General features: G+C 72.4%; 11 protein-coding genes and 1 pseudogene. 4 read left to right on the top strand and 8 right to left on the bottom strand.

Translation table 11 applies throughout. The features are described from left to right. Positions 1-85 precede the first annotated feature (85 nt). Positions 86-1,057 (bottom strand): 2,3,4,5-tetrahydropyridine-2,6-dicarboxylate N-succinyltransferase, encoded by a 972-nt coding sequence (gene dapD / locus AB0H12_RS19740; RefSeq protein ID WP_499624286.1) that lies wholly within the window; start codon positions 1,055-1,057, stop codon positions 86-88. A gap of 25 nt (positions 1,058-1,082) precedes the next feature. On the opposite strand from dapD, the gene dapE reads away from it, so the two are divergent. Further along, entirely contained in the window at positions 1,083-2,171 is a 1,089-nt protein-coding gene (gene dapE, locus AB0H12_RS19735; protein WP_499624285.1) for a succinyl-diaminopimelate desuccinylase, read from the top strand. After that, positions 2,168-2,932: an LOG family protein gene (locus AB0H12_RS19730; protein ID WP_499624284.1), complete on the top strand. Its 765-nt coding sequence runs from the start codon at positions 2,168-2,170 to the stop codon at positions 2,930-2,932. The genes dapE and AB0H12_RS19730 overlap by 4 nt, the downstream gene beginning before the upstream one ends. Before the next feature lie 73 nt (positions 2,933-3,005). Here the strand turns inward: AB0H12_RS19730 and AB0H12_RS19725 are convergent, their stop codons facing one another. The 3 genes from AB0H12_RS19725 to AB0H12_RS19715 form a co-directional block, all read right to left on the bottom strand. Continuing rightward, positions 3,006-4,049, bottom strand: coding sequence for a DNA glycosylase AlkZ-like family protein (locus tag AB0H12_RS19725; protein WP_499624283.1), 1,044 nt, complete (start codon positions 4,047-4,049; stop codon positions 3,006-3,008). Further along, positions 4,042-4,413 carry a DUF3224 domain-containing protein gene (locus AB0H12_RS19720; protein ID WP_499624281.1) on the bottom strand — a complete coding sequence of 124 codons (372 nt, stop codon included), beginning with the start codon at positions 4,411-4,413 and terminating at the stop codon, positions 4,042-4,044. Before AB0H12_RS19720 ends, AB0H12_RS19725 begins: the two co-directional genes overlap by 8 nt. Positions 4,414-4,514: 101 nt before the next feature. Beyond that, the gene (locus AB0H12_RS19715; RefSeq protein WP_499624280.1) at positions 4,515-6,026 is read right to left on the bottom strand and encodes a CocE/NonD family hydrolase; all 1,512 of its coding nucleotides are present in this window, start codon (positions 6,024-6,026) and stop codon (positions 4,515-4,517) included. A gap of 132 nt (positions 6,027-6,158) precedes the next feature. Between AB0H12_RS19715 and folP the strand changes: the two genes are divergently transcribed. Together folP and AB0H12_RS19705 are read left to right on the top strand one after the other, a co-directional pair. Continuing rightward, the gene (folP, locus tag AB0H12_RS19710) at positions 6,159-7,028 is read left to right on the top strand and encodes a dihydropteroate synthase (protein WP_499624279.1); all 870 of its coding nucleotides are present in this window, start codon (positions 6,159-6,161) and stop codon (positions 7,026-7,028) included. Further along, positions 7,028-7,930: a glucosyl-3-phosphoglycerate synthase gene (locus AB0H12_RS19705; protein WP_499624278.1), complete on the top strand. Its 903-nt coding sequence runs from the start codon at positions 7,028-7,030 to the stop codon at positions 7,928-7,930. The genes folP and AB0H12_RS19705 overlap by 1 nt, the downstream gene beginning before the upstream one ends. Before the next feature lie 197 nt (positions 7,931-8,127). Here the strand turns inward: AB0H12_RS19705 and AB0H12_RS19700 are convergent. The 4 genes and pseudogenes from AB0H12_RS19700 to AB0H12_RS19685 form a co-directional block, all read right to left on the bottom strand. Further along, positions 8,128-9,252: pseudogene (locus tag AB0H12_RS19700) on the bottom strand (ATP-binding cassette domain-containing protein); the annotation flags it as partial. A gap of 59 nt (positions 9,253-9,311) precedes the next feature. Further along, positions 9,312-10,817, bottom strand: coding sequence for a thiol reductant ABC exporter subunit CydD (gene cydD / locus AB0H12_RS19695; protein WP_499624276.1), 1,506 nt, complete (start codon positions 10,815-10,817; stop codon positions 9,312-9,314). Further along, positions 10,804-11,649, bottom strand: coding sequence for a cytochrome d ubiquinol oxidase subunit II (locus AB0H12_RS19690; protein WP_499624275.1), 846 nt, complete (start codon positions 11,647-11,649; stop codon positions 10,804-10,806). The genes cydD and AB0H12_RS19690 overlap by 14 nt, the downstream gene beginning before the upstream one ends. A gap of 10 nt (positions 11,650-11,659) precedes the next feature. Next, positions 11,660-12,826 carry a cytochrome ubiquinol oxidase subunit I gene (locus tag AB0H12_RS19685; RefSeq protein ID WP_499624274.1) on the bottom strand — a complete coding sequence of 389 codons (1,167 nt, stop codon included), beginning with the start codon at positions 12,824-12,826 and terminating at the stop codon, positions 11,660-11,662. Between the last annotated feature and the right edge of the window lie 47 nt (positions 12,827-12,873).

Here is a 12,873-nt window from a genome sequence, read left to right as displayed (position 1 = left end):
CTCAGGTCGACGGTGCCGTGCCTGGATGTAGAACTCGGGGGTCCTGAAGGTTCGACACGCGGGACCTGAGCGTTCGACACGCGGGTTAGTCGTTGGAGTGCAGGGCGGCGTTCAGTTCGACGCCCGTGCCCTTGCGGGGCAGGACCTTGACCACGCCGGTGGTCGAGTCGCGGATGAACAGCAGGTTCGACATGCCGGACAGCTGACCCGCCTTCACGACCGCGCCGTCCGCGCCGGTGACCTTCGTCCCCGCCGTGATGTAGAGGCCGGCCTCCACGACGCAGTCGTCGCCCAACGAGATGCCCACGCCGCCGTTCGCGCCGATCAGGCACCGCTCCCCGACCGAGATGACCTGCTTGCCGCCACCGGACAACGTGCCCATGATCGACGCGCCGCCGCCGACGTCCGAGCCGTCGCCGACGACCACACCGGCGGAGATGCGGCCCTCCACCATGGACGTGCCCAGCGTGCCGGCGTTGAAGTTCACGAAACCCTCGTGCATCACGGTCGTGCCCGACGCCAGGTGCGCGCCCAGCCGCACGCGGTCCGCGTCCGCGATCCGGACCCCGGACGGCACGACGTAGTCCACCATCCGGGGGAACTTGTCGATCCCGTAGACGGTCACCGGACCACGCGCGCGCAGCCGCAGGCGGGTCTGCTCGAACCCCTCCACCGCGCACGGGCCGAAGTTCGTCCACACCACGTTGTTGAGCAGCCCGAACAGGCCGTCCAGGTTGGCGCCGTGCGGCCGCACGAGCCGCGACGACAGCAGGTGCAGCCGAAGCCACACGTCGTACGTCGAGGTGGGCCCGCCGGCCAGCGAGCCGATGCCGACCCGGACGCCGATGACCTCGACGTCGCGTTCGGCGTCCGCGCCGAGCTGCTTGGCGGCGGCCTCACCGAGCGCGGCCGAGACCTCCGCGGACGACAGCAGCGCCACACCGGGCTCCGCGTCCCCGAGGGACGGCGACGGGAACCACGTGTCCAGCACAGCGCCGGTAGGGGTGACGGTGGCGAGTCCGACGCCGTACGCGCCGGTGGGGTTTGCGGTGCTCACGGGTGCCAACGGTAACGTGCGCCGAGTGGCCGACACCTTGCACCTCGCCGCCGATCCCGTCGAGCTGACCGCCGCGCTGGTCGACACGCCCAGCGTCTCCGAAGACGAAGCCCGAATCGCCGACCTCGTCGAACGGTCCCTCAAAGACCAGACCACCCTCGAAGTCACGAGGTCCGGCAACGCCGTGCTGGCCCGCACGAACCTCGGCCGCCCGTCCCGCGTCGTGCTCGCCGGCCACCTCGACACCGTGCCGATCAACGACAACCTGCCGTCCCGCCTGGAGGACGGCGTCCTGCACGGCTGCGGCACCGTCGACATGAAGAGCGGCGACGCGGTGATGCTGCACCTCGCCGCCACGATCGCCGACCCGCGCCACGACCTCACGTTCATCTTCTACGACTGCGAGGAGATCGAGGCCGTCCGCAACGGCCTCGGCCGCATCGAGCGCGAACTGCCCGAGTGGCTGCACGGCGACCTGGCGATCGTGTGCGAGCCGTCCAACGGCGTGATCGAGGCGGGCTGCCAGGGCACCATCCGCGTCGAGCTCCGCACGAAGGGCGTCCGCGCCCACACCGCGCGCGGCTGGATGGGCGTGAACGCCATCCACGCCATCGGCGACGCCCTGAGCCGCCTGACGGCCTACGAGCCGCGCCAGGTCGAGATCGACGGCTGCCTGTACCGCGAGGGCCTGCAGGCCGTGAGGATCAGCGGCGGCGTCGCGGGCAACGTGGTGCCGGACGAGGCCGTGCTCACGGTCAACCACCGCTTCGCCCCCGACCGCACCCCCGAGCAGGCCGAACAGCACCTGCGCGAGTTGTTCGAGGGCTACGCCGTCACGGTCACCGACAGCTCGCCGGGCGCGCTGCCCGGCCTGACCGCGCCGACCACGCGTGAACTGGTCGAAGCCGCCGGCGGCACCCCCGTCGCCAAGCTCGGCTGGACGGACGTGGCCCGCTTCGCGGCCCTCGGCATGCCGGCGGTGAACTTCGGGCCGGGCGACCCGACGCTCGCGCACACGCAGCAGGAGCACGTGCCGGTGCACCAGATCCGGCAGTGCGTCGACGTGCTGCGACGCTTCCTCGGCCACGACGCGCCGCTAGACTCCGGCCAATGACGGACAGCGTGGACGAGCACCCCAGGGAGAAGCAGCGCGGACCGGTCGTCCTGCGCCGCGGGCGCCGCGACGAGCTGACCACCACGGACCAACGGCTGCTGGACTCGCGCGGTCCGAGCGACTGGGTGCACACCGACCCGTGGCGCGTGCTGCGGATCCAGGCGGAGTTCGTCGAGGGTTTCGGCGCGCTGGCCGAGGTGCCGAGCGCGGTGACCGTGTTCGGCTCCGCCCGCACCGGCCGCGACCACCCCGAGTACGAGACGGGCCGCAAGCTGGGCGGCGCGCTGGCCGAGGCCGGGTTCGCGGTGATCACCGGCGGCGGCCCGGGCGCGATGGAGGCGGTCAACCGGGGCTGTTCGGAGGCGGGCGGGTTCTCCATCGGCCTCGGCATCGAGCTGCCGTTCGAGCAGGGCCTGAACCCGTGGGTCGACCTCGGCGTGAACTTCCGCTACTTCTTCGTGCGCAAGACCATGTTCATCAAGTACTCGCAGGCGTTCATCTGCCTGCCGGGCGGGTTCGGCACGCTCGACGAGCTGTTCGAGGCGTTGACGCTCGTGCAGACGAAGAAGGTCACCAAGTTCCCGGTGGTCCTGTTCGGCAAGGCCTACTGGCAGGGCCTGTACGACTGGGTGCGCGACTCCGTGCTGGCCAGCGGCAAGGTCAGCGAGAAGGACCTCGACCTGCTGCACCTGACCGACGACATCGACGACGCCGTGCGCGTGGTGAACGACGCGCACAAGGCGTGGGCGGACGCGCACTGACCCCCGTGGGATCGACCGGTCCCGCCGACCTGCCCGGTCGTCGGGACCGTGCGCGAGCCCCTCGACGCCCCCGCTAAGCGACCCGAGCCTCCTCCAGACCTCGCGCGACGGCCAACGCCGTCGCCTCCTCCGCGAACATCCCCACGTCCAGCGGCACGAACGGCGACACCTTGACGTCCAGCCGCGAGCCCGTCGCCTTCGCCTGCCAGGTGCCCAGGATCTCGCCGTCCACGAGCAGCGCGCCACGTCGGCCCAGGATGCGCCACACCTGCTTCTGGTGCGCCTTGTCCGGCACGAGCAGGTCGCGGTCGCGGGCGTTCAAGTAGGGGTCCAGCGGCGGCAGCAACCGCACCACCTCGGGTTCCGGCGGGTTCTCGAAGGCCGCCATCCGATCGGCCGGCAACCACGCCCGCTTGGACACGGCGACCAGGTCGTCCGGCCACACGTCCTTCACCTCGCGCACCGGCGCGCCGAAGTAGTGCGCCACCTCGGACGGCCCGGCGGGACCGTGCAGCCGCAGGTAGTCCGCGATCAACGCCTCGAAACCCCGGCTCGCCCGCGGCACCTCGCGCCGGCCCTCCAGCGGCACGAACGTCACCGTCTTCTCCGCCGGGTCGAACCGCAGGCCGGCGGGCAGCACGGCGAGGCGGAAGATCGGGTCCAGCACGTGCGTGGCGTCGCAACCCCGGCACCACGCGGTGACGTCCGGGCGCACCTTCGCCGTGAGCCGGGACGACGCCTCGCCCTTCGTCATCGGCCCGGTCACCACCTCGCGCAACGCCGACGCGACCTCGTGCAGCACCGCCAGCCCGTCCTCCACCGGCGGCCGGTTCATCCGGGCCACCGCGTCGGCGTCGCTCAACGGCCACAGCCGAGCCGCCAACGCCGGCACGCCGTCCGCCCGGTGCCAGTGCGGCGCACCGCGCACGCTCCACGTGAGGGTGAACGCGTCCAGCTCCGGCACCCGCGCCAACCGCGCCGCCAACGCCGGCACCGCCGACCGTTCGGAGTCCTGCAGCCCGAGGTCGAACACCCGCAGCCCGGACGCGTCGGTGACGGTCCGGTCGAACTGGTGCGCCGCGACCCGGTAGGCGATCACCCGTTCGCGGTCAGCCAAGATCGGCGTCCAGGGTGATCAGCTCGTGCTCCAGCCGGGCCGTGCCGGAGATCCCGGCGAGCTCACCGGTGCCCGACCCGGGCACGATGTGGCCCCAGAACTGCGCCCCGTCCGGGGACATGATCGCGCCGTGCTGCAGGACGAACGTCCCGGTCTTCCCGTCGACCGCGCCGATGAACCTCTCGGTGCCCACGTACCCGGCGGCGCCGTCCGACGGCTGGCACATCGTCAACTCGGCGGTGCTGGTGCCCTCCATCGCGCCGCTGTACGCCTTGTCCACGAGCGCCCGGCCCAGCTGCGGCTCCGCCTCGTCGTAGACGGTCTGGTCCCATCGGGTGATCTTGAACGTCGCCTTCGCTTCCATGCGGGTGATACTCGCAGGAAAACCTGTCACCCGCTGTCAGGTACCCCTCCCTTCGCTCGGAGCCCGGCGCGCCCGCACCCTCGGACAGGCCCTCCAGCCGTTCACCCCCGTGGCACCTTCAACCACGAATCCGCGCCGAACGCCACCGTCGACCCCAGCACGCCGGACCCCTTGTACCGGGCGTCCACGGTGTCCACGACCAGCACCAACCGGTTCCCGGCCGCCACGTCCCACACCACCGGCTCCAGGTCCACCTCCACCACCCGCGCCCCGGTGCCCGCCACCGTCACCGGCTTGTGCGTGACCAAAGCACCCAACCCCACCGCGTTCACCTCGTACAGATACGCGTACAACGTCGTCCGAGCCGCACTGGGCGTCACCGTCAAGCGCACCCGGGGCGTCCCGCTCACCGTCGTGCCGCCCCACTCCACCGGCCCCCGCCACACCGCCGCCGCACCCCGGTCGATCAACGGCGTGGCAACCCCGACCGGCAACCGCAAGAACCCCTGCAACGCCCCCGACACCAGCACCACCCCGCTCTCCGCGACCGTCGGCCACCCGGCCGTGATCCGGTCACCACCGACGAACCGATCCGCCGCCAACGGCACCGTGTCCGTCCGGGCCGTCACCGCCGCCCACGACGCGAACGACCGCCAACCACCACCGTTGTTCGGCTTCACCCGCACGGGCAGCTCGCGCTCGATCCCGTTGGCCTCCCCCTTCAAGTGGTGGTCGAACCAACGCCCCACCGACGTCCAGATCTCGTTCGGCAACCCGGCCGCCCCGAACAACTCCGCCGTCGCGTGATCACCCGGCGACAGCATCAACCGCTTCGGCCCGGTCAACGCGCCGAAGAAGTCCGTGATCTGGCTCGGCGGGAACAGCCCGTCGTTCCACGCGTTGCCGATCATCACCGCCGCCTTGATCGACGACACGTGCGAAGCCGGTGACCTCGGCGGCGAGATCGGCAGCACGTCGGCGAACCGGTTCTCCCGATAGGCGGCCTCGGCCTCGCGCAGCACCGGCCCCGGCCGCCCGGTCAGCTTCCCCGCCGCCAGCAGCAGCTCCACCGCCTGCGCGCCCACCGTCTCGTTCGGGTACAGCGAGCGGCCCAGGTCGGTCCACGTGCTCAGCGCCGTCACCGCCTTGATCCGCGGGTCGCGCGCCGCGGCCAACAACGACTGCCCCGCCCCGTACGAGATCCCGCCGACGCCGATCCGCGCCGGGTCGCCGCCCGCGTGCGCCAAGCCCCAGTCGATCACCCGGCTGACGTCGGCCACGGTGTCCGGCCCGGCCACGTCGATCTCGCCCGCCGAGTCGTGGAAGCCGCGCGACGTGTAGCTGATCACCGAGTAGCCGGACTCGTAGGCCAGCTTCGCCGCCGCGCCGACGTACTCGATGTTGTTCACGCCCCAGCTCGACGGCAGCACGAGCAGCGGGAACGGTCCGCCGCCCCGGCCGGTCGGCGTGACGACGAACGCCTTCAACGGCGTGCCGCCCTCGCCGGGAACGGTCCGGTAAGCCACCGCGAACCCGGGCACGACAGCTTGGCCGGGCGGTGTCAGCACGAGTGCCACCACAGCGGCGAGCAGCAGGGGGAGTGATCGGCGCACGAGGTCCTCCTTGACCTTCACCGTCCACCGTGACCGGAATCACGCAGGACGCTACCGGTGAGTAAACACGAGACGTACTCGCCAGTAGCATCAACGTGTGACACGGATCACGTCGCCACCCGGCATGGCACGATGCCGCTCATGCGGTTCGGCTCACGAGAAGTCCCGGGGGATCGCGCGCTGGTGATGGCGATCGTCAACCGGACGCGCGACTCGTTCTACGACCGCGGCGCGACGTTCTCCGACGACGCCGCGATGGCCGCGGTGGACCGGGTCGTGGCCGAGGGCGCGGACATCGTCGACATCGGCGGGGTCAAGGCGGGCTCCAAGGGCGAGGTCGTGGACGCCGCCGAGGAGGTGCGCCGGGTCGCGCCGTTCGTCGCGGCGGTCCGCGAGCGGCACCCCGACCTGGTCATCAGCGTCGACACGTGGCGGCACGAGGTCGGCCGCGCGGTGTGCGAGGCGGGCGCGGACCTGATCAACGACACGTGGGCGGGCGCGGACCCGGCGCTGGCCGAGGTGGCGGCGGAGTTCGGCGTCGGCATCGTCTGCTCCCACACCGGCGGCCTCGAACCGCGCACCGACCCGCACCGCGTCCGCTACGCCGACGTGGTGGCGTCCGTGGTGGCGGAACTGGTCGAACGGGCCGAGCGGGTGGTGGCGCTGGGCGTGCCCGCCGAGGGCGTGCTGATCGACCCGACCCACGACTTCGGCAAGAACACGTGGCACGGCCTGGAGCTGCTCCGGCGGTTGGACGAGCTCGTGGCCACCGGCTGGCCGGTGCTGATGGCGTTGTCGAACAAGGACTTCGTCGGCGAGACGCTGGGCGCCGAACTCGACGACCGGGTCGACGGCACGCTGGCCGCCACCTCCGTGGCCGCGTGGACCGGCGCGAAGGTCTTCCGGGCGCACCAGGTGCGCCAGACGAGGCGGGTGGTCGAGATGGTGGCGAGCATCGCGGGCACGCGTCCGCCGGCGCGCGTGCTGAGGGCGCTGGCCTGATGACCGACTGGTTCGCGTCCAACACCTGGCAACGTCCACAGTGGACCGTCCGACAACTCCTCGCCCACAAGGCGGACCGCACCGTCAGCGTCGTCCTCCCCGCCCTCGACGAGGAAGCCACCGTCGCCGACGTCGTCTCCGCGGTGCGCCCCCTCCTCGGCACCCTCGTGGACGAACTCGTCGTCATCGACTCCGGCTCCACCGACAACACCGCCGAAGCCGCAGCCGCGGCCGGAGCGCGGGTCGTGCACCGGACCGACGTGCTGCCCGACCTGGCACCCCGCCCCGGCAAGGGCGAGGTCCTCTGGCGCTCGTTGGCCGCCACCACCGGCGACCTGGTCGTGTTCCTCGACTCCGACCTGGTCGACCCCGACCCGGAGTTCGTGCCCGCCCTGCTCGGCCCCCTGCTCACCCGCGACGACGTGCACCTGGTGAAGGGCTTCTACCGGCGACCGCTGCGGCTGGAGAGCACCGGCGGCGGCCGGGTCACCGAGTTGGCGGCACGGCCGCTGCTCAACGCCCTGCGGCCGGAGCTCGCGGGTGTCGTGCAGCCGTTGGGCGGCGAGTACGCCGGCACGCGCGACTTCCTGGAGTCGGTGCCGTTCGCGCCCGGTTACGGCGTCGAGATCGGCCTGCTGCTCGACGCCCACACCCGCTACGGCCTGGACGGGATCGCGCAGGTCAACCTCGGCGTGCGCAAGCACCGCAACCGCGACCTGCGGCAGCTCGGGCCGATGGCGGCTCAGGTCGCGGTCACCGCGCTGCGCCGCTGCGGCGTGCCGGTGGCGTCGTCGACGTTGACGCAGTTCGTGCCGTTCGACGGCGAGTGGCTGCCGTCGCCGGTGGACGTGCCCGCCGAGGACAGGCCCGCCATGCGCTCGGTGCTCCAGCGGTCGCGGTAGTACCCGTCGGCCGCCAGCAGCTCCTCGTGGGCGCCGTCCTGGCGGACGCGCCCGTCCTCGAACACCACGACGCGGTCGAAGTCGACCAGCGGCGCGAGCCGGTGCGTGACCAGCACGACGGCGCCGCGGGCGTGGTCGAGCACGCGGCGCAGCACGGCGTCACCGTGGTCGACGGGCAGACCCTCGACGGGTTCGTCCAGCAGCAGCACGTCCGGGTCGGCCAGCAGGGCACGCGCCAGCAGCAGGCGTTGCCGCTGACCGCCGGACAGCGCGTCGCCGTCCTCGCCGACGACGGTGTCCCACGGCACGTCCAGGTCCACCACCCGGGCGACCCGCTCCAGCTCCTCCCGCGACGCCTCCGGCCGGGCGAGCCGCACGTTCGCCTCCACGGTGGCGTGGAAGACGTGCGCGTCGTCCAGCACGCCCTTGGCGGCGCCGGGGTGCGCGGCGGCCAGCGCCCGCAGGAACGTGCTCTTCCCCGCCCCGCTCGCACCCACCACGCCGACCTTCCCCACCGGCAACTCCACGTCCGGCACCGGCGCCTCCACCGCCCGCAACGCCTCCCGCACCCGCCCGACCGACCCCCGCACCTCGGCCCACCGCTGGGCCGCCGCCGCCAACGGCAACGTCACCTCCAGCACCGCGATCGAGCCGAGCGCGACGTGCGCCGGCGCGCCGGACCGCAGGAGCGCCACCGCCACCCCGAACTGCACGACCACGGCCACCGCCGCCAACGCCGCCGCGCCGAACCCTCCCCGCCGCTCCCGTTCGGCCAGCGCGTCGACCACCCGGCCGGTCGCGTCCAGCTCGCGGTCCAGGGCGCCGAAAGCCGTCAGCTCCGCGGCGCCGTCCAGCAGCACGACGGTCCGCTCCGCCAACTCCGACCGCAACGGCGCCAGCGCCCTCAAGTGCCGCACCGCGAGCCCGTGCGCGGCCCACGGCACGAGGATCACCGTCACCGCCAACCCGATCGCCAACGGCCACGCGAAGCCCGTCGCGACCAACGCCACCACACCCACCACGACCGCCACCGCGCCGGGCAACGCACACCGCAACAGCGCGTCCTGCACGCCGTCCACATCGGACACCAGCCGCGTGAGCGCGTCACCCTTGGCGAGCGGACGGCGCAGCAACGCGTCGTACACCCGGCCGCGCACCTCCGCCAAGTGCCGCAACACGGCCGAATGCCCGGCCAACCGCTCGGCGTACCGCAGTCCGCCGCGCGCCAGGGCCAGCGTCCGCACCGCCACGATCGCCACCGTCAACGCCGACAGCGGCGGCTGCTCGGCGGCGCGCACGATGAGCCACGCGGCGGTGGTCATCAGCCCGATCCCGGCCAGTTCGGCGGCCACGCCGGCGACCACCGCGAGCACCAGTCGCCTCATCCGAACGCCACCACCCGGTCCACCTCGCCGAGCATCACGGGCCGGTGCGCCACGACGACCGCCGTCCGCCCGGACGCGAGCCGTCGCGTCGCCTGCAGCACCGCGTCCTCCGTGCCGCCGTCCAGCCGGGACGTCGGCTCGTCCAGCAGCAGCATCCGCGCGTCGTCGCGCGCCAACGCCCGCGCCAACGCGACCCGCTGCCGTTCGCCGGAGGACAACGGGTGCTCGGCGTCGACCAGGTGGGCCAACCCCATCTCGGCCGCGGCGGTTCCCACATCGCCCGACGATCCCAACGCGATGTTCTCGCCGACCGTGCCGGGGAACAGCGTCGGCCGCTGCGGCACCCACGCCACCTGCCGCAACCACGACTCGCGGTCGACCTCGCGCAGGTCGACCCCATCGACCAGCACCCGCCCCGACGCGGGTGCCACGAAGCCCATCAACACGGCCAGCAACGTGCTCTTCCCCACCCCGCTGGGCCCCACCAACCCGACCCTCTCACCGGCCGCGATCCGCAACGACATCGCGCCCAACGCCTCCCTGCCCGGATACCGGACCACGACCCGTTCCACCACGATCTCGGCCGTCCGCAGGTCGGGCGCGCGCACACCACCCACCTCGGTTCGCGCCGGGGCCCCCGGCACGGCCTCCAGCACGGCCAGGCCCTCGGCGGAGGCGTGGAACTGCGAACCCGCCGCCCGCAGCGGCAGGTAGGCCTCCGGCGCCAGCAGCAGCACCAGCAGCGCCACCTGCACCGTCACCCCGCCGTGCAGCAGCCGCAACCCCACCGGCACCGCCACCAGCGCCACCGACAACGTCGCCACCAACTCCAGCACCAACGCCGACAGGAACGCCACCCGCAACGTCCGCATCGTCGCCGCCGCGTGCGCACCCGCCATCGCCCGCACGGTCGCCGCTTGCGCCGCCGCCCGCCCGAACACCTTCAACGTGCCCAACCCGCGCACCACGTCCAGGAAATGCCCACCCACCACCGCCAACCCCGCCCACTGCGCCCGCGCCCGATCACGGGTGTGCCCGCCGACCAGCGCGGCGAACACCGGCACCAGCGGCAACGTCACCAGCACCACCACCGCCGACGTCAGGTCCGCGAACGACAACCGCGCCACCACCGCGACCGGCACCACCGCCGCCACCACCACCTGCGGCAGGTATCCGGCGAAGTACGGCTCCACCGCGTCCACCCCCTTCACCACCAGCGTGGCCACCGACCCTGAAGACCCCGGGGAACCGCAAGACCCCGAAGACCCGCGCAACACCCGCTTCCGCAACGCGGCCTTCATCGACATCGCGAAGCGCTGCGTCACCACCCGCCCGCCCCACACCACACCCCCGCGCACCAAGACCACCGCCACCACCCACCACGCCGACACCCCGCCCGCCACCACCGCCGCCAACACCTCGGCCTGCGCCAACACCACCGCCGCCGTCAGCACCGCCAACCCCGCCAAGACGACGACGTACCCCCGTTCAACGTGCCGCACGGGACATCCGCCAAGTCGCCCACTGGAACACCAGCACCAACGGCACCACCACGACCGCCGCCCACGTCAACACCCGCAACGTCGGCACATCCGCCATCACCGACACCGTCACCACCGACCGCGCCCCGAACACCCCCACCACGGGCACCGCGCACAGCACCGCGCTGCACGCGAAAGCCACCCGGTGCCGCCCCGCCCGCAACGCCGCCCACACGCCGCCCAACAACCCCGACGCGACCACCGCCGTCACCCCGAACGCGGGCGCCGGCACCGACCCGGCCGTCACCACCGCCGCCACCACGAACCCCGCGCCCGGCAGCACCAGGTACCCCGCGATCCGCAACGCCCGCGCCCGCAATTCGCCCGACAACCGCCAAGCCAGGAAAACCGCACCGTGCAACGAGAACAGCACCAGCATCCCCCCACCCCACAACCACACCGGTCCACCGAGCACCCGCCCCAGCAGCACACCCCACCCCACGGCGACCACCAGCGCGCCACCCACCAGCGGGAAGTCCCACCCGGGCGACCGCAACTGCACCGCCACCGTGAAGCACACCAACCCGGCCAGCAGCACCGCGAACACCGTGTGCTGCGACGACAGCAACTCGCCCTCCAGCCGGGGGAACGCGCCGAACAGCACGCCCACCGCCGCGACCAGCCACACCTCGTTGCCGAGGAAGAACGGCGTCACCGCGCGCAACACGGCCCGCCGCGACCGCTCGTCCCGCCCGACCAGCCGCAACACCACCCCGACCCCGTAGTCGAACCCGGCCAGCGCGAAGTAACCGCAGGTCAGGAACGCCAGCAGGACTACCCAGACACCTTCCACGACACACCCCTCACAGCGCCGGGACGAGCGGCGACACCGGCGCCTCGTCCGAGGAAACGGGCCCGCGCCGCGCCAGCCGGGCGATCAGCACCCAGTCGGCGACCGCCAGCACCGCGAACACGGACGTGAACGCGATGAACGACACGAGCATCTGCCCGGCGCTCACGTGCGACATCGCCTCCTGCGTGGTCAGCACCCCCTGGATCAGCCACGGCTGCCGCCCGATCTCGCGGAACAGCCACCCGCCGATCGCCGCCACGAACGGCAGCGGGATGCCGAGCACCATCAGGTACAGGGGGAACCGCAACCGCACCACCCAGTCGCGGAACAGCAGCGGCACGGTCGCCCAGCTCACCAGCAGCAGCGCGAACCCGATCTGGATCATGAACCCGAGGCCGATCCCGTCCGGCGCGCCGACCGTGTCGAGCTTCTCCGGCTGGTAGCGCTCCACGATCGGGAACTGCCCGAACCCGAACCCGACCAGCACCGGCGTGGCGAGCGCCGTCAGCACCACGCCCAGCCGCAGCGACCGGCGGAAGAAGTCGACCTCCGCCGTGCGGCGGATGAAGTGGTAGGCGCTCACGCCGGTCAGGAACACGCCGCCGACCGTCAGCGACGCGAAGCACACGTGCAGGAACGCCGTGCCGAACGTCGGGTTGGCCACCAGCGCCGAGAAGTCGACCAGCCGCAGCACGCCGTCACGCGCTTCGTGCCCCGCGGGGTTCTGCAGGAACGCGTTCGCCATCATGATCCAGAACGCGGAGGCGAACGCGGTCAGCGCGACCAGCCAGATCAGCGCCAGGTGCACCCACTTGCCCAGCCGGTCCCAGCCGAAGATCCACAGGCCCAGGAACGTCGACTCCAGGAAGAACGCCACCAGGGTCTCCAGCGCCAGCGGCGCGCCGAACACGTCGCCCGCGACCGTCGACAGGCCCGACCAGTTCAGCCCGAACTGGAACTCCATGACGATGCCGGTCGCGATGCCGAGCGCGTAGTTCACCACGTAGAGCCGACCCCAGAAGCGCGTCATCCGCGCGTGCACGGGGTCGGCGGACAGCGTGGCCCGGGTCTGCATCACCGCCACCGACGTCACCAGTCCGAGCGTCAGCAGCACGAACAGGAAGTGGAACGACGTCGTGGTGGCGAACTGGAGCCGGGCCAGTCCGAGAGCATCCATGAGTAGCGACGGTATATGTAGGCAGACAACTCAACATCGGGGATGTC

Source organism: Actinosynnema sp. NPDC023794 (assembly GCF_040639675.1).
GTDB classification, from domain to species: Bacteria; Actinomycetota; Actinomycetes; order Mycobacteriales; family Pseudonocardiaceae; genus Actinosynnema; species Actinosynnema luteola.
The sequence above is the reverse complement of the archived record's forward strand: the minus strand, read 5'-3'. Positions and strand labels throughout refer to the sequence as shown.